15 protein-coding genes and 1 pseudogene are annotated in these 19,298 nt (G+C 68.6%); 9 read left to right on the top strand and 7 right to left on the bottom strand.

Features of this window, described 5'->3' with window-relative positions; genetic code table 11:
- Window positions 1-388 precede the first annotated feature (388 nt).
- Window positions 389-799, bottom strand: a complete 411-nt coding sequence (gene ndk, locus ACFWV3_RS32815; protein WP_382417012.1) for a nucleoside-diphosphate kinase — start codon at window positions 797-799, stop codon at window positions 389-391.
- A gap of 78 nt (window positions 800-877) precedes the next feature.
- Between ndk and ACFWV3_RS32810 the strand changes: the two genes are divergently transcribed.
- Window positions 878-1,495 carry a hypothetical protein gene (locus ACFWV3_RS32810; protein ID WP_382417010.1) on the top strand — a complete coding sequence of 206 codons (618 nt, stop codon included), beginning with the start codon at window positions 878-880 and terminating at the stop codon, window positions 1,493-1,495.
- On the opposite strand, the gene ACFWV3_RS32805 is transcribed toward ACFWV3_RS32810, so the two are convergent.
- The 5 genes and pseudogenes from ACFWV3_RS32805 to ACFWV3_RS32785 all read right to left on the bottom strand — a co-directional run.
- Window positions 1,492-2,934, bottom strand: coding sequence for an MFS transporter (locus tag ACFWV3_RS32805; protein ID WP_382417009.1), 1,443 nt, complete (start codon window positions 2,932-2,934; stop codon window positions 1,492-1,494). The genes ACFWV3_RS32810 and ACFWV3_RS32805 overlap by 4 nt on opposite strands.
- A 40-nt stretch (window positions 2,935-2,974) precedes the next feature.
- The gene (locus ACFWV3_RS32800) at window positions 2,975-3,457 is read right to left on the bottom strand and encodes a MarR family winged helix-turn-helix transcriptional regulator (RefSeq protein ID WP_382417007.1); all 483 of its coding nucleotides are present in this window, start codon (window positions 3,455-3,457) and stop codon (window positions 2,975-2,977) included.
- A gap of 49 nt (window positions 3,458-3,506) precedes the next feature.
- Window positions 3,507-8,921, bottom strand: a complete 5,415-nt coding sequence (gene pulA, locus ACFWV3_RS32795; protein ID WP_382417005.1) for a pullulanase-type alpha-1,6-glucosidase — start codon at window positions 8,919-8,921, stop codon at window positions 3,507-3,509.
- Between the two features lie 94 nt (window positions 8,922-9,015).
- Window positions 9,016-10,257, bottom strand: coding sequence for a hypothetical protein (locus tag ACFWV3_RS32790; protein ID WP_382417003.1), 1,242 nt, complete (start codon window positions 10,255-10,257; stop codon window positions 9,016-9,018).
- Window positions 10,258-10,278: 21 nt separating this feature from the next.
- Window positions 10,279-11,025: pseudogene (locus ACFWV3_RS32785) on the bottom strand (alkaline phosphatase D family protein); the annotation flags it as partial.
- Between the two features lie 288 nt (window positions 11,026-11,313).
- On the opposite strand from ACFWV3_RS32785, the gene ACFWV3_RS32780 reads away from it, so the two are divergent.
- The 4 genes from ACFWV3_RS32780 to ACFWV3_RS32765 are packed head-to-tail and all read left to right on the top strand — an operon-like array spanning window position 11,314 to window position 15,363.
- Window positions 11,314-11,859: a hypothetical protein gene (locus ACFWV3_RS32780; RefSeq protein WP_382417001.1), complete on the top strand. Its 546-nt coding sequence runs from the start codon at window positions 11,314-11,316 to the stop codon at window positions 11,857-11,859.
- Window positions 11,856-12,221, top strand: a complete 366-nt coding sequence (locus ACFWV3_RS32775; RefSeq protein ID WP_382416999.1) for a hypothetical protein — start codon at window positions 11,856-11,858, stop codon at window positions 12,219-12,221. The genes ACFWV3_RS32780 and ACFWV3_RS32775 overlap by 4 nt, the downstream gene beginning before the upstream one ends.
- Window positions 12,218-13,186 (top strand): hypothetical protein, encoded by a 969-nt coding sequence (locus ACFWV3_RS32770; protein WP_382416997.1) that lies wholly within the window; start codon window positions 12,218-12,220, stop codon window positions 13,184-13,186. The genes ACFWV3_RS32775 and ACFWV3_RS32770 overlap by 4 nt, the downstream gene beginning before the upstream one ends.
- Complete coding sequence (locus ACFWV3_RS32765) at window positions 13,183-15,363, top strand: cell division protein FtsK (protein ID WP_382416995.1); 2,181 nt, start codon at window positions 13,183-13,185, stop codon at window positions 15,361-15,363. The genes ACFWV3_RS32770 and ACFWV3_RS32765 overlap by 4 nt, the downstream gene beginning before the upstream one ends.
- 236 nt (window positions 15,364-15,599) lie before the next feature.
- Here ACFWV3_RS32765 and ACFWV3_RS32760 read toward each other — a convergent pair whose 3' ends face one another.
- Window positions 15,600-16,415: a DUF5677 domain-containing protein gene (locus ACFWV3_RS32760; RefSeq protein ID WP_382416993.1), complete on the bottom strand. Its 816-nt coding sequence runs from the start codon at window positions 16,413-16,415 to the stop codon at window positions 15,600-15,602.
- Between the two features lie 199 nt (window positions 16,416-16,614).
- Here ACFWV3_RS32760 and ACFWV3_RS32755 point away from each other — a divergent pair, with 199 nt between their 5' ends.
- Genes ACFWV3_RS32755 through ACFWV3_RS32740 form a run of 4 tightly spaced genes read left to right on the top strand, consistent with a single transcriptional unit; the run spans window position 16,615 to window position 19,292 of the window.
- Window positions 16,615-17,268 (top strand): hypothetical protein, encoded by a 654-nt coding sequence (locus ACFWV3_RS32755; RefSeq protein WP_382416991.1) that lies wholly within the window; start codon window positions 16,615-16,617, stop codon window positions 17,266-17,268.
- Between the two features lie 4 nt (window positions 17,269-17,272).
- Window positions 17,273-17,863, top strand: a complete 591-nt coding sequence (locus ACFWV3_RS32750; protein WP_382416990.1) for a hypothetical protein — start codon at window positions 17,273-17,275, stop codon at window positions 17,861-17,863.
- 40 nt (window positions 17,864-17,903) lie between these two features.
- Window positions 17,904-18,398, top strand: coding sequence for a hypothetical protein (locus ACFWV3_RS32745; RefSeq protein WP_382416988.1), 495 nt, complete (start codon window positions 17,904-17,906; stop codon window positions 18,396-18,398).
- 48 nt (window positions 18,399-18,446) lie between these two features.
- Complete coding sequence (locus ACFWV3_RS32740; protein WP_382416987.1) at window positions 18,447-19,292, top strand: hypothetical protein; 846 nt, start codon at window positions 18,447-18,449, stop codon at window positions 19,290-19,292.
- Window positions 19,293-19,298: the final 6 nt, after the last annotated feature.

The raw sequence follows: 19,298 nt of genomic DNA, 5'->3' as shown, positions 1-19,298 counted from the left end.
GTCAAGCGGGCACGCTTTTCGCCCGCTTGACACCCCTCTTCGCGTGTGGCCAGCTCTTGGTGCGGCTCGTGACGGGACCCCACCGCAACGCAACCACGAACGAAACAGGCAGCCGCCCAACACAAACAGGCGTGCCATCAACCTGCCGGTGGCGCTGGGCCCCCGATCAGATTGCCGGGGGTTCGGGGGCAGAGCCCCTGAGGGGAAGCACGCAACAGAACCCGCCGCCCGCAACAGGGGAACGCAACAGGGGAACGCGACAAAGGCCCGCCGAACAGCGAAAACCCGCCAACAAAACAGGGGGACGCATGCTGACGCAGGCGTCCCCCCGAAACGAGACCCCCTGATCAACCCGACATTACCCAGGGGGTCTGACAAGATCGAAAACTCAGAGGTTCGGGAACCAGATCTTGATCTCGCGCTCAGCCGACTCGGCCGAGTCCGACCCGTGCACCAGGTTGAACTGGACCTCGGTCCCGAAGTCCCCGCGAATCGTGCCCGGCGTCGCCTTCTCGACGGGGTCGGTCCCACCGGCGAGCTGACGGAAAGCCGGGATGGCGCGCACACCCTCCACCACGATGGCGACCAACGGCCCACCGGTGATGAAGTCGACCAGGTCGGCGTAGAACGACTTGCCGTCGTGCTCCGCGTAGTGCTGCTCGGCGGTGGCGCGGTCCGCCGTCCGCAGCTCCAGGGCGGCGAGCTTCAGGCCCTTGCGCTCGATGCGGGCGATCACCTCGCCAACGAGACCACGCTCAACGCCATCGGGCTTAACGAGAACCAGGGTGCGCTCGGACACGACGGTACGACTCCTCGAAGAACAGGTACGGGATGTGCGGACAGGGTAGCGAACACCACAGCTGACATAGTGCGCAGCGTGAGCGCAAAGCACACCGGATCCGCACTGACCGGCGCAGCAGTCCTCTTCGTCCTGCTCAGACTCCTCGCGGTGTCCCACTACGACTGGCACACGGCGTTCGCGCTGCTACACACCCTCGAACTGGACGACGCACCTGGCCTGTTCCTCGGCACCTTCATGGCCGACGACCGCATCAGCACGGTCCTGCTGATGATCGTCACCCCGGTGACGTTCTTCTACTTCATCCGCACCCGGAAAGAACCGGACAACGCCCACGCGACGCCGCTGCTGGCGTTGATCGTGCTCGCGGCGCTGATGGTGTCCCACACGCTGACCTACCACCGCTGGTGGCTCGCGCCGGGGGCAGTGGCGATCGGCACGGTGATGGTGCTGGCCATCCACAACGCGCGGTGGCTGCTCAGGTGGTTCGCCTGGATCCTCGCGGGGACGGCGCTCACCGTCGCCGCCGTCGTCAGCACGCCGTGGGTTCCCAAGGAACGCATCAACGACAAGGACGAGGTCTACGTCTTCGAGACCAGTCCCGGCTTCCTGAAGGTCCTCAAAGCGCAGGACCGCGAGTTCGCGATCCTGCGCACCGAGGAGGTCCTGAAGCGCGAGGAGCTCAAGGACCACTAGTGCACGAGCACCGGCTGGGCCTCGCGGTCGACGGCGACCTGCCGCAGCACGAACACCGCCAGCCCCAGTGCCACCGCCACCAGCACCGCGGAGATCCAGAACGCCAGGTGGAACCCGGAGGTCAACGCCTCCAGCCGGCCCACCCCCGAGGCCAGCAACGACGACGTGTACGTGGTCGAGGTGGTGGCCAGGACGGCGAGGCCGAGAGCGCCACCCACCTGCGCGGTCGTGTTGACCAGCCCGGAGGCGAGCCCGGCCTCGTCGTGCGAGGCGCCTGACATGGCCAGCGACATCAGGGCCGGGAACGACAACCCGAGGCCGATCCCGAGCGGTGCCACCGCGGGCAGGATGTGGGCGACGTACGAGCCGTCGACCGGGACCTGGGCGAACACGACCATGCCGGTCAGCATGAACAGCAGGCCGACGATCAGCATGGTGCGCTCGCCGAACCGCGAGTTCAGGCGCGCGGACAGCGACACCGAGAACACCGCGATCGCGCCGGCCACCGGCATGAACGCCAGGCCGATCTGCAGCGGCGTGTACTGCAGCACGAGCTGCATGTAGAGCGTGCCGAGGAAGAACAGGCCGAACATGCCGGCCACCATCGAGATCTGCACGAGGTTCGCGCCGGTCACGTTGCGGGAGCGGAACACCCGCAGCGGCAGCAACGGCTTGGCGGCGGTCCGTTGGCGAAGCACGAACCCGGCCAGCAGTGCGAGTGCCGCGAAGCCCAGGCCCAGCGTGTGCAGGGAGCCGAAGCCGTAGTGCTCGGCCTTCACGATCGTGTACACCCCGAGCATCACCGCGGCCACGATCAGGACCGCGCCGAGCACGTCAGCACCCTCGCGCAGGCCCAGGCCCTCCGAGTCCGGCACCAGGCGCACGGCGGCGACCGCGGCGACCAGGCCGATCGGGATGTTCACGAAGAAGATCCAGTGCCACGACATGGCGTCGGTGAGCACGCCGCCCAGCAACAACCCCAACGAGGCACCGGCGGCGGCCACGAAGCTGAACACGCCGATAGCGCGCCTCTGCTCGTTCGGCTCCGGGAACATCGTCACGACCATGCCCAGCGTCACGGACGTGGCCAGCGCACCGCCCGCACCCTGCACGAACCGGGACACGATCAGCATCTCGGCGCTGAACGACAGCCCGCACAGCAGCGACGCCACCGTGAAGACGCCGAGGCCGATCAGGAACACCCTCTTGTGCCCGATCAGGTCACCGAGGCGACCCGCGAGCAGCAGCAGACCGCCGTAGGCGATCAGGTACGCGTTCACGACCCAGGCCAGCCCGGCCTGGCCGAACTTGAGGTCCTCCTCGATCGCGGGCAGCGCGACGTTCACGATCGTCTGGTCCAGCACGATCATCAACATCCCCGCGCACAGCACGATCAGCGCGAGCCAGCGCGCGTCGGTCTTCGATCCCCCTGATGTCATGAGAGGAACCGTAACAGATAGTTTTGTACGGGACTATCTTCTACCCAATCGCATGACGCAGAGCACGCTTGCGCGGGGGCTTCTCGCACGGCATCGGGGTGCTCAGCCGGCCTTCCACCAGCCTCGTCAGGCCGTTGACCATGCCGGTGCGCTCGTCGTCCGGCAGCGAGCCCAGCACGCTCCCGACGACGTCGGAGTACAGGTCGTCGGCCTTCGCCACGATCTCGCGCCCCAGATCGGTCACCACGACGACGCGCGCACGGCGGTCCGTCGGCGACGGCTTGCGCTCGGCGTACCCGGCGGACTCGAGCACGTCCATCGTCACGACCATGGTCGTCTTGTCGATGCTGACCCTGTCGGCGATCTCGGTCTGCGTCAGGTCCGCGTCCAAGGCGCTGGAGAGAACGCAGCGGGCTCGCGGAGTCAGTCCGATCTCCGCGAGCCTCGCCGTCAGCTCGGTCTCCAGCGCGTGCCCCGTCCGATGCAGCAGCATCATCAGGTCAGTACACCCCGTCGTGCCCATGACCTCACGGTAGCAAACTAATCCAGAACCAAACTATTTCTCAGCGGAACTATCGCTCCAGCACGACCACCGACCGTGCCGCACCGGGCTTCTTCTCCCTGGTCAGCGGCTTCCAGTCGCCTGCGGGCAGCGTGACGGCCTGGTCCGTCGGGTACGGGTTGATCACCACGACCACTCCGCGCCGCTTGCTGTCGACGTCGGGCCCAACCGTGTCGTCGACGTGCATGACGATCACGCCGGACTCGGCGGCCGGGAATGACACCTTCTGCTGGACCAGGTCCGCCGACCCGAGCGAGAACAGCGGCGACGACTGCCTGATCCGCAGCAGTTCCAGGGTCGCGTCCAACGACGCCTTCATGTCGGCGGAGGACGGCTTCGGCCCCGCCAGCAACGGCTTCGCGTACGGCCACTTCGACTCGTTGTCGGCCTTGGGCGGCAGACCGCGGCCGAAACCGTTGTCGCGCAACGACGGGTCGTAGGAGTTGAACCAGTCACCCGAGTCGTAGCTGTTGCGGTCCAACGACTTCGAGCGCAGGAACTCGGTGCCCGCGTGCACGAACGGCCGCCCCTGCCCCAGCAGCACCGGTGCCAGCGCCACCGTCTGCATCTTCACGCGGTCGGCGGCGGAAGTCTCGGGCTTCAGCTTGTACGTCAACGCGTCGAACAACGTCTCGTTGTCGTGCGCGTCGACGTACGTGACCGCCTCCAACGGCTGCCCGGTGTACCCGGCCGCCGACCCGTTGTACTTCACGTCCCGGCCGGACACCACCGGTCCCGCGGTCGAACGGAACTGGTACGACGCCATGTTGCCGGCCATGCCGAGCTTCACGAGGTCGCTGTAGTTCTCCAGCCGTGCGGCCACGTCACCGTTCGCGGGCGAGGAGTTCACGTCCCCGGCCAGACCGGAACCGAGACCCTGCACGCGCGGGTCGTCGTCGAACGGGCCGCCACCGCGCACGGCATCGCGGAGCCGGTCGCTGAACGTGCCGATGCCCGTGCCCGCCAGGTTCGCCTGGGTGGCCTGCTCGAACCGGGCGTTGCCGGCGACCTCGCCGAAGTCCCAGCCCTCGCCGTAGACGCCGATCTTGCGCCCGTCGACACCGTCACGTTCGACGGTCAACGCGTCCAGCGCCGCCCGCACCGCGAGGATGTTCGCCTTCGGGTGGTGGCCCATCAGGTCGAACCGGAACCCGTCGACCTTGTAGTTGCGGGCCCAGCGGACGACCGAGTCGACGACGAGCTTGCCCATCATGGCGTTCTCGGTCGCGGTGTTCGCGCAGCACGTGGAGTTCGCGACCGAACCGTCGAGGTTGAGCCGCTGGTAGTAGCCGGGCACGACCTTGTCGAGCACGGACGTCGGTGCGTCGCCGGAGGCCGCCGTGTGGTTGTAGACGACGTCCACCACCACGCGGTTGCCGTTGTCATGCAACGACTTCACCATCTCGCGGTGCTGCTTCGAGCGCGCCCAGCCGTTCTGCGCGTCCGCCGTGGCGTAAGAGCCCTCGGGAACGTCGTAGTGGAACGGGTCGTAACCCCAGTTGAAGCCGTCCTTCCCCGCGGCCGCGCCCACACAGGCCTGCTGCTGGTCGGAGTCGGCGGGCAGCGACTTCAGGTCGCACGCGGACGTGGCCTGGTCGGAGCGCTTCTCGGGGATCGTGGCGATGTCGAACGTCGGCAGCAGGTGCACGGTGTCCATACCGGCCGCGGCCAGCGTCTTGAGGTGCTGCATGCCGACCGAGTCGCGGTGCGTGAACGCCTTGTACGTGCCGCGATCCGCTGCCGGGACGGACTGGTCGTTGATCGAGAAGTCGCGCACGTGCAGTTCGGTGATCGCGCCGCCCATGCCCTTCGCGACGTCCTTCTGCCACCCGGACGGCATCGACTTGGCGTCCTTGAGGTCCGCGAACTGCGAGTGCGTCGAGTTCACCGACAGCGCCACGGAATACGGGTCGGTGACGACGACCGTGCGCTCCCAGTTGGTGACCTCGAACTGGTAGTACCTGTTCTTCCAGTTGCCCTCGCCGGACCACGAGCCCGAGGCGGCGTCGCGCTGGAGCTGCACGATCTTCTTCGGTTCGCCGGAGGGCTCGTCGAACAGCCGCAGCTTCACGTTCGTCGCGGTCGGTGCCCACAGCCGGATCGACGCGCGGTCGCGGTCGAACGTCGGCCCGAACGTCAGTTTCGTGGCCGCGGTGGCATAGCGGTCGTCGAGCACGCCCGCGATCTGCACGCTCGTGCGGTGCCGGATCGCGCCGCCCGCGTCAACGTGCACGGCGGACAACTTGTCCCGCAAAGCCTCGTCGACGAACCCGCGCACGGCGAACACCGGCAGCCCCTTGAGGTGCGGGAACTGCGCCGGAACGGCCTCGGTCGTCGGTGAGAGCCGCAGCACCTTGGAGCCGTACTCGAGCCGGTAGCCGTCGGACTGCACGGACGGGACGTCCCAGACGACCTTGTCCTTCGAGATCCAGATCGCCTTGGCCTTGGTCAGGTCGTCATCGGCGGCCGGACCGGCGTTCGGCGGCAGCAGGTAGGTCTCGTTCCCCTGCAGCTGCCACACCTCGTTCCCCTTCTGACCCAGGTCGAGGAACTGGTCGGGACCGGGGTCCTTCGTGTCGCCGCGGTGGAGGAGGTAGCTCAGGCCCGCCGCACCGGCCGCGAGCGGCACCGACCAGTAGACGCCGAACTGGTCGCGGCCGTCCGGAACCCGTGACTGGGTCCAGCCCGGCGACGGCTCCGCGGAACCCGTCCAGTGGTACATCGTCCAGTCGGTGTAGTCGCCGTCGGCGCGGTTGTAGTGGATCACCGCACGGTTCTCGGCGGCGGCCTTCGAGGCGTGCACCTTGCCACCGGCGACCCACGCGTGGCCGCTGGTGAACTTGCCGGAAGCCTCGACGGTCGTGCCGCGCACGACCGAGAAGTCGGTGGTGGGAGGCAGTTCCGCGACACCACCCGTGAACGGCACGTCAGTCCGTCCGGCAACGCGCACGACGGCTCCCGTGGCGTCACCGACGTAGTGCACGACCGCCTTGCCCGTGGCCGCCTGCTCCGACGGGTGGACGGTGGCGTCGCCCTGCTTCAGCCAGATCTCCGGCGTCACGCTCGGGTCGACGAACCGGTCGACCGAGGTGTCCTTCTCGTCGCCCTTGTGCGCGATGAGCCCGACGGACTTGGCGCCCGGCTTCAGCTTCGCCCAGGCGAAGCGCCCGTAGGCGTCCTCACCCGCGAACGGCGCCGGCGCGCCCCACTCGGTCGGCGTCTCGACATCGCCCCATGCGTGCAGGCCCCAGCCGTCATAGTTGTCGCGGGCGTAGTGCACGACCAGCCAGTCCGGGTTCTTCGTGCCGGGGTCCTGGACCGGCGGCGCGGCGACGAGCGACACGAACGCGCCGTCCGCACCGATCTCGCCCGACTTCGCGACCACGCGCAGTTCGACGCGCTTGCCGACCGCCGCGCCGGGAAGCGCCGACAGGTCGGCGAAGACGCGGTAGGGAGCGGCGTCGTCGGTGCCGAGCACGGTCCAGTCGCGGGTGCCCTCGACGCGAGCGGCGAACGTGGCGGCCGCGTTGGGCGCGCTGATGCCGTCCGCGCGGAGCTCGACCCGCTTGTCCAGCACCGTTCCGGCGGCCGGAGCGACCAGGGTCGGGGCGGGCTTCGACTTGGCGACGTCGCTGGTTCCCTTGAGCACCACCGACGACAGCGCGGGCACGGTCACCGTGACGCGACCGTTCTGGACCTGCGCGTTCTCGAAGCCCGCGGAGGACACGGGCACCGTGACGGTCGCGGGCGACGTGCCGGCGTTTGCGACGACGAGGTGCTCACGGCCGAGGATGCGGCTGAACGCGAACACGTCGCCGTCGGCGTACCTCAGGACCTGGTTGCCGTCCCGCCACACCGGGTCCTTGTCGACCTGGGCGGCCAGTGCCTTGAGCTGCTGGTACAGCGGGTGGGAGGTGGTGAAGTTGTCCACGGCACCCGTGCGGTCGGAGCCGACCAGTTTCTCCGCCATGTACTCCGGCGTCTTGGACGCGAACATGTCCTGACGTGCGAGCTTGTCGCCGCCAGTGCCCGCGAAGCCCTGCTCGTCGCCGTAGTAGACGACCGGGTTGCCGCGCCACAGGTACATCAGCTGGTTGCCGAGCTTGAGGCGTTCGAGCAGCTCGGCGTCCGACATGCCGGGGCGGTCGTTGCGGATCATCCACGCGATGCGGCCCATGTCGTGGTTGCCGAGGAACGTGGGCAGCGACGAGGCGTTGGAGTCGGCGTCGGTGTAGCGGTCGTCGTCGAGCAGCACCTCGCCCAGGCGCTGGGACCCCTTGCCGGACAGGAAGGCCTGCGCGCTGCTCTGGAACGGGAAGTCCAGGGTGGCCTGCATCTTGCCGGTGGTCGTGTACTTCGAGGTGTTCTCGGCGGAGGAGTCGAAGACCTCGCCGAAGACGAAGAAGTCCTTCTTGCCCTTGCGGTTCGCGTACTGCTTCACGTGCGGCGCGAGGGCCTGCCAGAACTCGATGTTGACGTGCTTGACGGTGTCGACGCGATAGCCGTCGATGTCGAGCGTGTCGATCCAGCTGGTGAAGATGTCTTTCATGCCGTTGACCACGCGCGGGTGTTCGGTCATCAGGTCGTCGAGGCCGGAGAAGTCGCCCTGCTCGCTCGACTCGCCGGAGAACGTCGAGTCGCCGCGGTTGTGGTAGAGCGTGGAGTCGTTGAGCCACAACGGAAACTTCGTCGGGCCGTCCTTGATCGGCGTGTACGGGAAGGACTTCTTCGCGTCGAGCTTCGGGAACGTGGATTTGCCCGCGTAGTCGGCGAGGTTGAACGGCTTGCCGTCCGCGTCCAGGTACGGCTGCGCGCCGGTGCTGACGTAGGAGTTCTTGCCCTCGGCGTACTTGATGACGTCGGCGGTGTGGTTCGCGACGATGTCGAAGAAGACCTTGATACCGCGGCGGTGCGCGTCGCGGATCAGGTCGCGCATCTCCTGCGTGGTGCCGAAGTGCGGGTCGAGCTTGGTGAAGTCGACGGTCCAGTAGCCGTGGTAGCCGGCCGACTGGTCTTTTCCAGGGTCTCCCTGCACCCAGCGGTTCAGGAACATCGGCGTCATCCAGATCGCCGTGATGCCCATGCCGTCGAGGTAGTCGAGCTTCTGGCGCAGGCCCTTGAGGTCGCCGCCGTGGTAGAAGCCCTTGTCGGCGGGGTTGAAGCCGTTCTCGGCGGCGTTGCTGCGACCCCGGTCGTTGGACGTGTCGCCGTTCGCGAACCGGTCGGGCATGACGAAGTAGAAGCGCTCACCTCGCAGGTCGTCGCGCTTGGGCGGCAAGGCGAGCCTCGCGTCCCCGTCGCGCACACCGGGCGCGATGTCCACCACCTCGCCGACGGCCAGGCGTTGCGGTGGAGCGGCAACGGCCTGGACCGGTGTGAGGGGGAGCAGAACCAGTGCAGCGAGCGCGGCGACGACCCGACGCATCGCGACCTCCTTGTCGCAACTTCTTGCAGGGTTGCTGCACGAAACCACGACAAACACCGGGAAACAATACGTCGGGCCTTGCAAATGTTTGCGGTCAGCCTGCCGGACGTCGGTAGGTGATCGCCAGACGGAGCGGGTGGGTGCGCCATTCGTTGACCGCCATGCCCGCCACGACCCCGATGCCCTCGACGGACTCGGTCGTCGCCGGGGCGCTGCGGCTCGGCGAGCCGGCCAGCGGTCCCTCGCTCGGCGGCGGGGAGAACTGGGCGATGACGACGTGCTGGCCCTCGTGCGGCTGGACGGCGAGCAGGACGTGCGGGTCCCGTTGCTCGTCCTGGTGCTCGATCGGCTCCAGGGAGAGGTGCTCGCCGCGTTCCGCCGCCACGCCCGCCATGCGCCCCGCCCACTTGAACGCGGTGACGACGTCGTCGTCGGACAGCTCGGCGTCCGCTTCCTGGAGGCTGACCTGCTCCAGGCGCGTGCCGTGCGCGGTCACGTTGCCATCGGTGGTGAAGCGGTCCGGGATCATCGCTTCGCCGGTCTCGACGTCGATCATGAGCATGTCGCGGAACCGGGTGTCCGCGAGCGGTGACCGGCCCATCAGGCCGCGGCCGAGCATCTCCTTCAGCTTCGGGTCGGTCGTGCGCCAGTACGTCGTCTCGTCGCCGATCAGCAGGCCGACGAAGTCCTTGACGGGCAGGCTGGGCAGGGCCGTGACCAGCGTCTGGCCGGGTTCGACCGGTGCCTTCGACTGGACCTGGAACGGTGGGAGCGCGGCGAACGGCGGGTCGACCCGTGCCGTGCGGACGACGTGGTGCGCCCACGCCCGCACGCGCGACAACGGGTGATCGGGGAACCTCGCGTCGTACTGCGGGTGGTCGCCGGAGTGGAACGGCAGGACGCCCTGCAGTTCGGGCGCGTACGGGTGCGGCTGGACCCAGTTCTCCAACCCGATCTCGGCCGCCAGCACGGCCTCCCGCGCGCCCGTCATGCCGCGTTCGAGCGCGCCGAGCTGCAGCACGGCGCTGCAGCTCGTCTTGGGGATCGTGAAGGAGCAGACGAAGGCCTGCCCGTTCGGCCGGTCCGGCAGCGGCACCTTGATGATCCGCAGCAGCGCCGGGACCCCGTCGAGCTGGACGACGTGCGCCTCGATCAGGCAGCCGGTCTCGCCGTGGAAGAGCGCGAGGTCGTGCCGGAGCTTGGGCAGGTCGACCAGCCCGGCGGGCAGGTCGGGCACCTGGTCGTAGTAGGTCAGGACCGCCTGGTCACCACTCGGGTGCTGCCAGAGGAACCGGTCGAGCTGGCGGAAACCGGTGGCGTCGAACGAGATGGGCACGCACCGACACTACGTCGGCGGTCAGGCCGCCCTGAGCGTTTTGGACCAGAGCGAGGCGCCGGTCGCGTCGCGCAGCCAGACCGTGAGCTCGTGCCGGCTCGCCTCGACCTCGCCGAAGTGCTGGAACCCGTCGAGCGGGCTGGTGTTGGCGGCGGGCGGAGCGTGCACGAACACGGCCTGGGGGCCGAAGGTCGGGTCGAGCGTGTTCGGGCCGAACGCGCCGGAGTGCAGCGGGCCGGACACGAACTCCCAGAACGGGTCGAAGTCGCCGACGGCCGCGCGGTCGGGCGAGTAGTGGTGCGCGGCGGTGTAGTGGACGTCGGCGGTGAGCCACACGGTGTTCTTGACCTTGCGCTTCTTGAGCTCCCTGAGCACCCACGCGATCTCGTGCTCACGGCCGTTGGGAGCGCCGGGCAGGCCGTTCGCCACGCCTTCGATGTCGGTGCCGTCCGGTACGGTCAAGCCGATGGGCAGGTCCGCCGCGATGATCTTCCACGTGGCGGTGCTGCGGCTCAGGCCGTCCACGAGCCACTTCGCTTGCCGGGCACCGAGAATCACGCCCGGCTGGTCCTTCGGGGAGGTGTTCTTGTCCTTGTAGGTGCGCATGTCGAGCACGAAGATCTCGACGTTGCGGCCGTAGGAGAACTTGCGGTGCACGCGACCGTCCACGGCGCGGGTCTGGTCGATCGGCATCCACTCGTGGAACGCCTGGAAAGCACGCTGGGCCAACACGTCGACGCGCTTCTCGGTGTACTGCGGGAGGTCCAGACATCCGGGGCTACTGAAGTTTTAGTAGGCGGCCCCGCCAGGTGCGCGAACACCTTGGCAGGACCTCGACACGGACACTGGAGGTCCGCGCCGTGCGCAACATCCTGCCCTACAACAGTTCCCCGGTGGTGCTCCGGTGAGCGCTACCCCCTCGATGGCCCGCATGTGGCACGTCCGCGGTGAACGCTGGGAGTCGATCCCCCACCGCGTGCTGCGCGACCAGCGCCTGACGTTCCGTGTGGCCTGCTGTGTTACCTGCTCTCCCTGCCCGACGACTGGACCACCAGCGTGCAGCGGCTGCGCGATCTCACCCCGGCGAAGGAACCCGGCAAGCCGTACGAGGGCCGCGAGGCCCTGGAGTCGGCCGTGCACGAGCTGGAGCGCTGCGGCTACCTCTACCGCTGGCCACGCCGTAACGAGCGCGGCCACGCGGCCGGTTTCGTGTGGGCGTACTCCGCCGACGCCGAGGCCCTGCGGGTGACGCTGGAGGAGGTCGCGCCCGAGGTCGTGCAGCGTGCGACCGCTTCCGGCTCAGCCGTAAACGGTTCACCCGGCAACGGCTCCGAGCAGCCGAAACAGGCCGAACCCGCAGGTCGGACCGTTTCCGGGTCAACCGGTTACGGCTCACACGCAAGCATAAGAAGAACTGTTTTCACGAAGAACGAAAAGAAGAACCCGCCGAGCGCGCCCACGGGGCGCCCGGCGCTTCCGCCCGTGTGCGGCTCGTGCGACGCACGCCCCAGCGACCCGGTCTCGGCCCGCGTGATCTGGCTCGACGACGACCGCACCCGGTCCACTCCGTGCCCCAACTGCTCCCCGGCGGTGTCCCGATGATCTCCCAGCGTGCCGCGCACCTGATCCCCGCTGTCCACCCGAAGACGCCGGAGTGGGCAGAGCGCACCATCAACCTCGACCGTGCCGGGGAGCTGCTCGCCCACATCGCCGAGATCGGCCGTGTCCCGCTGCTCGCGGACGGCACTGATCACCTCGTCGTGCGTGTGGTGCAGCGCCTGCACGCGGGCCTGGGCGAGGAGTCGATCGTCTTCGTGCCGTCCGTGGCGGCGGTCGACGTCCGTCGGGTCAACGACGCCAAGAACGCCGAGCCGGGCCTGATGACCGCCAAGCGTGCTGCCGAGTTGGCCGCGCTGCTGGTCACGGCCGCCGAGCTGGCCGCACAGGTCGGGAGTGGCCGATGAACACGACCCCGATGCCCGAGCCCAGCGACGACGAGGTGGAGCACGCCGTGGCGGAGCTGGAGAAGTTCGTGGCCGACCAGGCCCCGGCCACGCCTGTGGCGCCCATCCAGTCCGCGGAGTCGAAGCGCGTCCGCGAGCTGCGTGCCGAGGTCGCCGAGGCGCACGCCCTGCTCGACCTCCAGGCCGACGCCGCGCCCCTACTGGTCGACAGCGACCGCGTCCGCCGCTCCCGCAAGCGCGCCGCCGAGGCCGCCCGTCTGCACGCGCTGGCGCAGGATCCGGCCGCTCGTGCCTGGCAGGCCGCCCGCGTGCGCCTGGTCCTCACCGCCGTGGCGCTGACGGCACTCGTCGGGGCGCTCGCCTGGTCCACGACCGGCGCGCACGGGACGCTGACGCGCGGCATGGTCGAGCGGGACGCCGCGTGGTGGGGCGCGTGGCTCGTGGAGCCGGTCGTGTCCGCCGTGCTGCTCGTCGTGGTCGGCGCGAAGGCCTACCTCGCGGCACGCGGCATGGTGCTGCGGCACCGGCACCTCACGGTCGTGGAGGCCGCCGCGCTCGTCGTGACGCTCACGCTGAACGTGTGGCACCACCTGCCGGGTGTGGCCGAGAAGTTCGAGCCGATGGCCCTACTGGCGCACGCGGTAGGGCCGCTCGTGGCGGTCGGCGCGGTGACCGTACTGCCGGTGATCTGGTCGGCGTTCGCGGACCTCGACCACGGCCTGTCGGTAGGCCCTACTGCTGGCCCTACTGCCGGAAAGTACAGCGGAAACGTCCCCGTCGAGGACACCGCGCAGGACGCCCCTACCGCCCGTCCGACCGCCCTACTGGCGGCCCGTGCCCGGCAGATGATCGCCTCCGGCGCGCTCCCCGCCGACCCGTCCGCGACCCGGCTCCGCGAGGCGCTCGGCTGCGGCACCGACGCCGCCCGTGAGGTCCGCGACGCCCTGCGCGGAGGTGCCGCGTGAGCGCGCCGAGGAAGGACACCGACATGGGCGGCGAGGTCATCCCGTTCCCGAGCGCGACCACCGACGTGCCGGAGCCGGTCCCCCCGACTCCGGCCGCCGAGGTCGAGCCCGCCGGGCCGGTGCTGGACGCGGAGCTGCTCACCGACGAGGAGTACCGCCAGTCCAGGGCCCGGCAGCTCGCGGAGTCGGCTGTCTCGCGGCTCCCCGCCCAGTGGCAGACCCGAGAGTCCGCGCGGCAGGCCGGGGCCGACCTGGCGGGTCGTGCCGTCCTGGCACCCGTGCAGTTCCCGGCCGCTGTCGGCCGAGGCATGGCGGTCTCCGCACGTGCCTGGTGGGCCTGGGTGCGGGTCACCGACTTCTACGACGCGTCCAAGGCGGCGGAGAAGCTCGCCGACCGGTGGCAGGAGATCGCGGTGATCCGGCGCCGACGTGGCGTGATCACCCTCGCGGCCAGCGGCGCGACCGCGCTCGGTGGCCTGATCACCGAGCTGACCGCCGGGTCCCTGCCACTGATCGTCACCGGCGGCGCGGTCTCCACCGCGCTGGCCGTGGCCGGCCGACGCAAGGATGGTGCCGGTGGCCGCTCCACGCAGCTCGGCTCGCGGTCGCTGGCGTGGCTGATGAACGGCGACCACCTCGTGGTCGCGTTCCGCGACGCGAAGCTGATCGGCAAGGACGAGCGCCTGATGCTGGTCAAGGCGCCCCGGCACGACGGCACCGGCTGGGCACTGACGATCGACCTGCCGCCGTCGCGCAAAGCCTCCGACGTGATCAGCAAGCGCGAGTCGCTCGCGTCCGCGCTCGCGGTGGACGAAGTGCGGCTGATCGTCGAGCGCGTGCGCGGCGACGAGGGCCACGCCGGACGGCTCGCGCTCTGGGTCGGCGACGCGGACCCGTACGCGGCGGCCCCGATCGCGAGCCCACTCGGCACGGCCCCGTCCTGGGACCTGTGGCAGCCCGTGCCGTTCGGGACCACGGCCCGGGGCACGGACGTGCGCCTGCCGGTGGTGTGGACGTCGCTGCTGATCGGCGCAATCCCGCGCCAGGGCAAGACGTTCGTCGCGCGCCTGCCGCTCACCGCCGCCGCGCTGGACCCGCACGTGCGAGTCATCATCGCCGACGGCAAGGGCGGCAAGGACTTCCGGCCGTTCGAGCAGGTGGCGCACCGGTTCATCCGGGGCGCGCGGGAGAGCGACGCGCGTCGACTCATCCGCGTGCTGGAGGAGTGCGCGGCCGATGTCGCCGACCGGTTCGACCGGCTCTCGGAGATGGACGACGAGCTGTGCCCCGAGTCGAAGGTGACGCCGGAGATCACGCGCGACCCCGCGCACGGCATGCCGCTCACGGTCATCGGCATCGACGAGGTCCAGAACTTCTTGGGGATGGAGCTGCCGCTCGACGAGGACGAGCCCAAGGGCAAGAAGATCGGCACGCGCATCTGCGAGCTGCTGACCTACATCGCGAAGACCGGCCCCGCCGCCGGGTACTCGCTCGTGCTCGCCACGCAGAAGCCCGACGCCAAGGTGATCCCCGACGGGCTGCGCGGGCAGCTCGGCACCCGCTTCGCGCTGAAGGTCATGACGTACCAAGCGTCGGAGACGATCCTCGGCGCGGGCACCTACAAGGCGGGCATGGACGCCTCGCGGCTGCTCACCAGTCACAAGGGCATGGGACTGCTGCTCGGCGCGGACGGGGAGACGGAGCTGGACGCGGGCACGGCCACGACCGTGCGCACGCACCTGCTCCACATCCGCGAGATCCGGCAGGCCTGCGAGCGCGGCCGGGCGCTGCGCGAGCAGGCCGGGACGCTCACCGGCGACGCGGCCGGGCAGCGCGAGCTGTCCGAGATGGACGTGGAGATGGCCGCGCGCTTGGCGGACGAGGTCACCGTCACGCGCGACGAGAACGAGCCCGTGGACGCGGAGGTCGTCGAGCTGCCGGAGGTGCTCGCGCTGCTCGTCGAGGTGATCAGGGAGCACGAGCACGGGGTGATCGCGACGGCCGAGCTGGCGGACCGCGTCGGGTGGGACGTGAAGCGGCTCGGCGAGGAGCTGCGCCGGGCCAAGGTGCCCGCGCCGACGCCCGCCCGGCAGCGGGTCGGCGGCTCGGTCCACGCGATCAGCGTCACTGACCTGGACGCGATCCGGGAGGCCGTGGTGGAGGTGTACGGCGGCTAGGAGGTCCGCACACGGGGCGAGCGGGGTCCGCACATGGTGTGCGGACCCCGCTTGCGTGTTTGTGCGGACCTGACAGCGGCTCTGAGCTGCGCAGAGAGGGTGCCGCGGCTTCCGTGCTGACCGGCTCGCGACGGTGCCCACAGGCCAGCACTCCAGTGACCGGCCAGCGCGTTACACGAGGATCGGCAACGGCCGAACGGGCTCGTCGGCACGCCACCAGCGGCGGTATCGCCAGATCAGGGAGAGGTGCCCTTCTGCTTCATCTTCTTCTTGGTGACGCCTCGACTCCGCAGCCATGCGTTGGGGTGGAGGTCGAGGGTGCCGGGCGTTCGAAGGACGCGTGCGATGCGGCGGAGCGCCTGGCGGTGGGGACGGTCTCGGTCGAGCATGTCCGCAGCCCGTGAGGCCCACATGCACCCGGCGCACAACGTCCACAACCAGGCGGCCACCGGCAGTGGCTTCTCGGGGTCGATGCGGATGCTGATCGTGTCACCAGGAATCAGGTATGAGTCCACGATGTGGTGTCCGGCGTGGGTGTAGCCGGACAGCGAGCGATAGACCAGGTACAGGCTGGAGCCCAACGGGGCGAAGTCCTCGCAGAGCTGCTCGAAGTTCTTGGCGGGAGCATCACCGGTCGACGGAACCACCACGGACTTCTCGATGATCTCGGTGACCTCGTCCACCTCACCCCAGCCGACCCCCAACATGGCCTCGCCCATGGCTCGACGCCGACGCTGCTGCGCGTTGACGAAACCCGCCAAGGCCTCTGCGTCGTTGTGCAGCATCCACTGGGCAGTCAGCCCGTGCTCCAGTGTTCCTCTGACCAGAGGCATCGCCTCCAAGTCCATGCCCGCCTTGTGCAAGTGAACGGCTGCCCGCGCCAAGCGGTGGGTGTGGGACGCGAGCCCCAACACGACTGCCAGGCGCGGAAGCTCCATCTGCCGTCCGCGACTGACCGCCGTCTTCTCCGGACGGTCGTCCCAGATCATCAGCAGCTCGTCGAGGGTGCTCCACAGCTCCTCGACGCGTTCGGCTTCGACGCGTTCAGGCATCGGCAGACCATACGCCCGAATGGGTGCAGAAGCTGCTGATTAACCCCGCCACCAAGCGCATGAGCTGCGACGATCTTGCTGCGCCATGTCGGCCGGCAACCGCCGCGTTCGCGATGCGCTCGAACTGTCGGTGCACGGCCGTAGCCTGCTCGCCAACGCAGAAGTGCACCGAGTCAGCTCGGTGAGGCAAGGAGCAGGAGTGGAAGTCGGAGACGTTGCAGCCTGGTTCGCGGCCGGGATCGCGATCATCGCGGCGGTCATCGCGATGAGCAACGCGAACTCGGCCAAGACGCAGGCGGGGGCGGCACTCAAGCAGGCGGCCGAGGCACAGAAAGCGCGTGAGGCCGCCGAGGCCCAGGTGAGGGTTGCTGAGGCCAGCGTCGACCAGGCCAAGCGGAGCGCCGAGGCAGCGGAGGCGAGCGCGGACGAGGCACGGAAAGCCAACGACTTCGAACGCGAGAAGTACGAACGTGAACGCGCAGATCAAGACGCGAAGGCCATCACCGAGGCTGGAAGAGTGCGGGCACATGCTGATCTCACAGGCGGGGTTCTCTGGGTGTTTATCGCCAACCACGCCAGCGAGACCATCCTTGACCTCGACGTGGAGTCGGTGATCGCTACCGGCGGCGCATGGCGTTGGCAGATCGACGAAAAGGTGCAGTTGGCACCCGGCTACCTGCAAGCCATCTCACCAGGAGCCAGGGTCCAACTCTGCATGAGGCTGTCCGATGGCTACTCCATGGTGGGAGACAGCTGGAGCTTCGCGAAGTACGACATCGCGTTCAGCTTCACTGACAGCAACGGACAACGATGGAGGCGGGTCAACGACGGCGCTCCAGAGCGGGTGGTCTGACAGCATGTCGATCTGGCCGAACATCATCACCGGCGTCTGCACGCTGCTCGCGGGGCTCGGCGGTGTCTGGATCACGCAGCGCGGCACCGCCTCCCGCACGGCCGAGGAGTGGCGTGACAAGCATCGGATCGACCAGCGCCAAGCCGTCGTGGACGTACTGCACCTAGGACGCCAGTGGTCGTACAGCCTCGGTCTGTTGCGCTCCACTATCGCCCTATCGGGGGATAACCAGGACGTCGAATTTCTCGTTAACCACAAGAAGTTCTCCTACGTCGATGACTACACGGCGTTTCAGCGCGCGCTGACCACTGCACGCATCATCGTCGACGTTGAGGATGTGGCGGTTCACCTCCGTGAGCTGACCAAGCTGGGCAATCCGCTGCTGTTTGAGTCTGAGAAGTTGTACGTCACCAATGAACCGGACAAGGACAAGCGCTTGGAGGCGGCAACCTCACCAACCAGCGCAGCAGACAAGACACTCCGTCGGCTGGAGCACGCGGCGACCCGCCACCTAGGAGCTCCCGTAGTAGCGGTCAAGCGTCCGCCACGGATCCGGCGGTTCGTTGCTCGTCGCCGACGTTCCATGGGCAGTTGAGAGCCGAGCCGAAAGCACAGCGTCGTGCCACCATGCACGCATGTGGAGCAACGTGGTGACAGGCTTGTTCACACTGACCGGCCTCGCGGTCGGCGTCGCGCTGGAGCCGCTGAAGACCCTGTTCGCCGCGAAGGCACGCAACCGTCAGCAGCGAGCCGAGCAAGCCGCCAAGGTCATCCAGGCCGCCTCGGACGCCCAGCACATCGGACTTCAGTTGAATGCCGCATACCGGCACAGGGCAGCGGGATTCAGGGTCTCCGGTGACCAGGAGACCGAATACATCACCACCTACAACGCCGCCCGCGACGACCTGCGCAAGGCCGTGGCGATGCTCCGGCTCCACGGACCCGACGCGCTTGCGGACGAGGCGGACAAGCTCCGGGACGCGGACGACGCGATGTTCGCCTTGCTACAAGAGCCGGACGATGGTGAGCACAACCTCGACACCGCGCCGAAGCGTCTGAAGCAGGCCACTGAGGTCGCAGCCGCCGCGGTTCAACGCTTCGCGAAGCTCGCCCGCAAGCACACAGCGTGACGAAAGCCCGGCCTGTATCGCCGAGTTCGCGGCGCTCTCAAATTGTCGGTGGTCGTCCGTACCCTGTTCGCCAACGCAGGAGATGCGCCGAGCTGGCTCGGCGAGACAAGGACGACCATGCAGGGACCGGAAAACGCCAAGCCTCTGTTCGACGCGGGCGATTGGATCGCGCTCGGGGCTGCGGTCGTCGCACTCGTCGCGATGAGCATCGCCATCTGGCAGGCGTACGAGGCGCGGAAGTCGCGCAAGGCGACACGGGACCAAGCCGGCACCGCAAAGAAAGCCCTGGACGAGACGAAGAAGCAGAGTGCAGCTTCCGAGAAGTCCGCCGCGGCAGCGATGCTGTCGCTCGGGTCCGCAGAGCGAGCAGCGGGCGCGGCCGAGGAACAGGCAGTCCACGCACGTCACGCGGTCCAAGCAGCCATGGATCAAGTCTCTGAGGCCCGTGCCGCCGCACAGGCAGCGGTGGATCAGGTCGAGATCATGCGCCAGGCCCTCAACGCAGAGAACGTCGAACGTCACGAGCGAAGCGGTCCTGAGTTCTCAGTTGTCGAAGGCAAAGGCAAGAGGAACAGCAGGACCGTCACGGTCACAATGTTGTCCGGTCCAGCGGTCGTCCGCGTGACGCCCAGTTGGACTGCTGACTCGTCAGTCCCCCAAACGGACGGCGAGGACGTGGGCGGTATCCAGGCTGGTGAGTACGAGGCCCAGCGGGTCGTTCGGAACACCAGCTTCGACATCGAGGTGGGCAAGGGACCGACGGGCAGAACCCCAATCGTGATCGAGGTCTACTTGCACTGTGTCGACGATCACGACAACACACGGGTCTGGGACCGCGTTCACTCAGTGACTTTGGCTCCACCAGTCCGTGTGTCGACGGTGCGCTACAGCTAGGAGCAA

The organism is Lentzea sp. NPDC059081, assembly GCF_042738015.1.
Classification (GTDB): domain Bacteria; phylum Actinomycetota; class Actinomycetes; order Mycobacteriales; family Pseudonocardiaceae; genus Lentzea.
Note: the sequence above shows the minus strand (reverse complement) of the source record. Positions and strands in the feature narration are given on the sequence as shown.

Bases quoted from the DNA above. Each gene is read 5' to 3' on its own strand.
- ACFWV3_RS32805 (WP_382417009.1), bottom strand. From the start codon at position 2,934: ATGACATCAGGGGGATCGAAGACCGACGCGCGCTGGCTCGCGCTGATC.
- ACFWV3_RS32800 (WP_382417007.1), bottom strand. From the start codon at position 3,457: ATGGGCACGACGGGGTGTACTGACCTGATGATGCTGCTGCATCGGACG.
- pulA (WP_382417005.1), bottom strand. From the start codon at position 8,921: ATGCGTCGGGTCGTCGCCGCGCTCGCTGCACTGGTTCTGCTCCCCCTC.
- ACFWV3_RS32775 (WP_382416999.1), top strand. From the start codon at position 11,856: ATGATCTCCCAGCGTGCCGCGCACCTGATCCCCGCTGTCCACCCGAAG.
- ACFWV3_RS32770 (WP_382416997.1), top strand. From the start codon at position 12,218: ATGAACACGACCCCGATGCCCGAGCCCAGCGACGACGAGGTGGAGCAC.
- ACFWV3_RS32760 (WP_382416993.1), bottom strand. From the start codon at position 16,415: ATGCCTGAACGCGTCGAAGCCGAACGCGTCGAGGAGCTGTGGAGCACC.
- ACFWV3_RS32750 (WP_382416990.1), top strand. From the start codon at position 17,273: ATGTCGATCTGGCCGAACATCATCACCGGCGTCTGCACGCTGCTCGCG.
- ACFWV3_RS32745 (WP_382416988.1), top strand. From the start codon at position 17,904: ATGTGGAGCAACGTGGTGACAGGCTTGTTCACACTGACCGGCCTCGCG.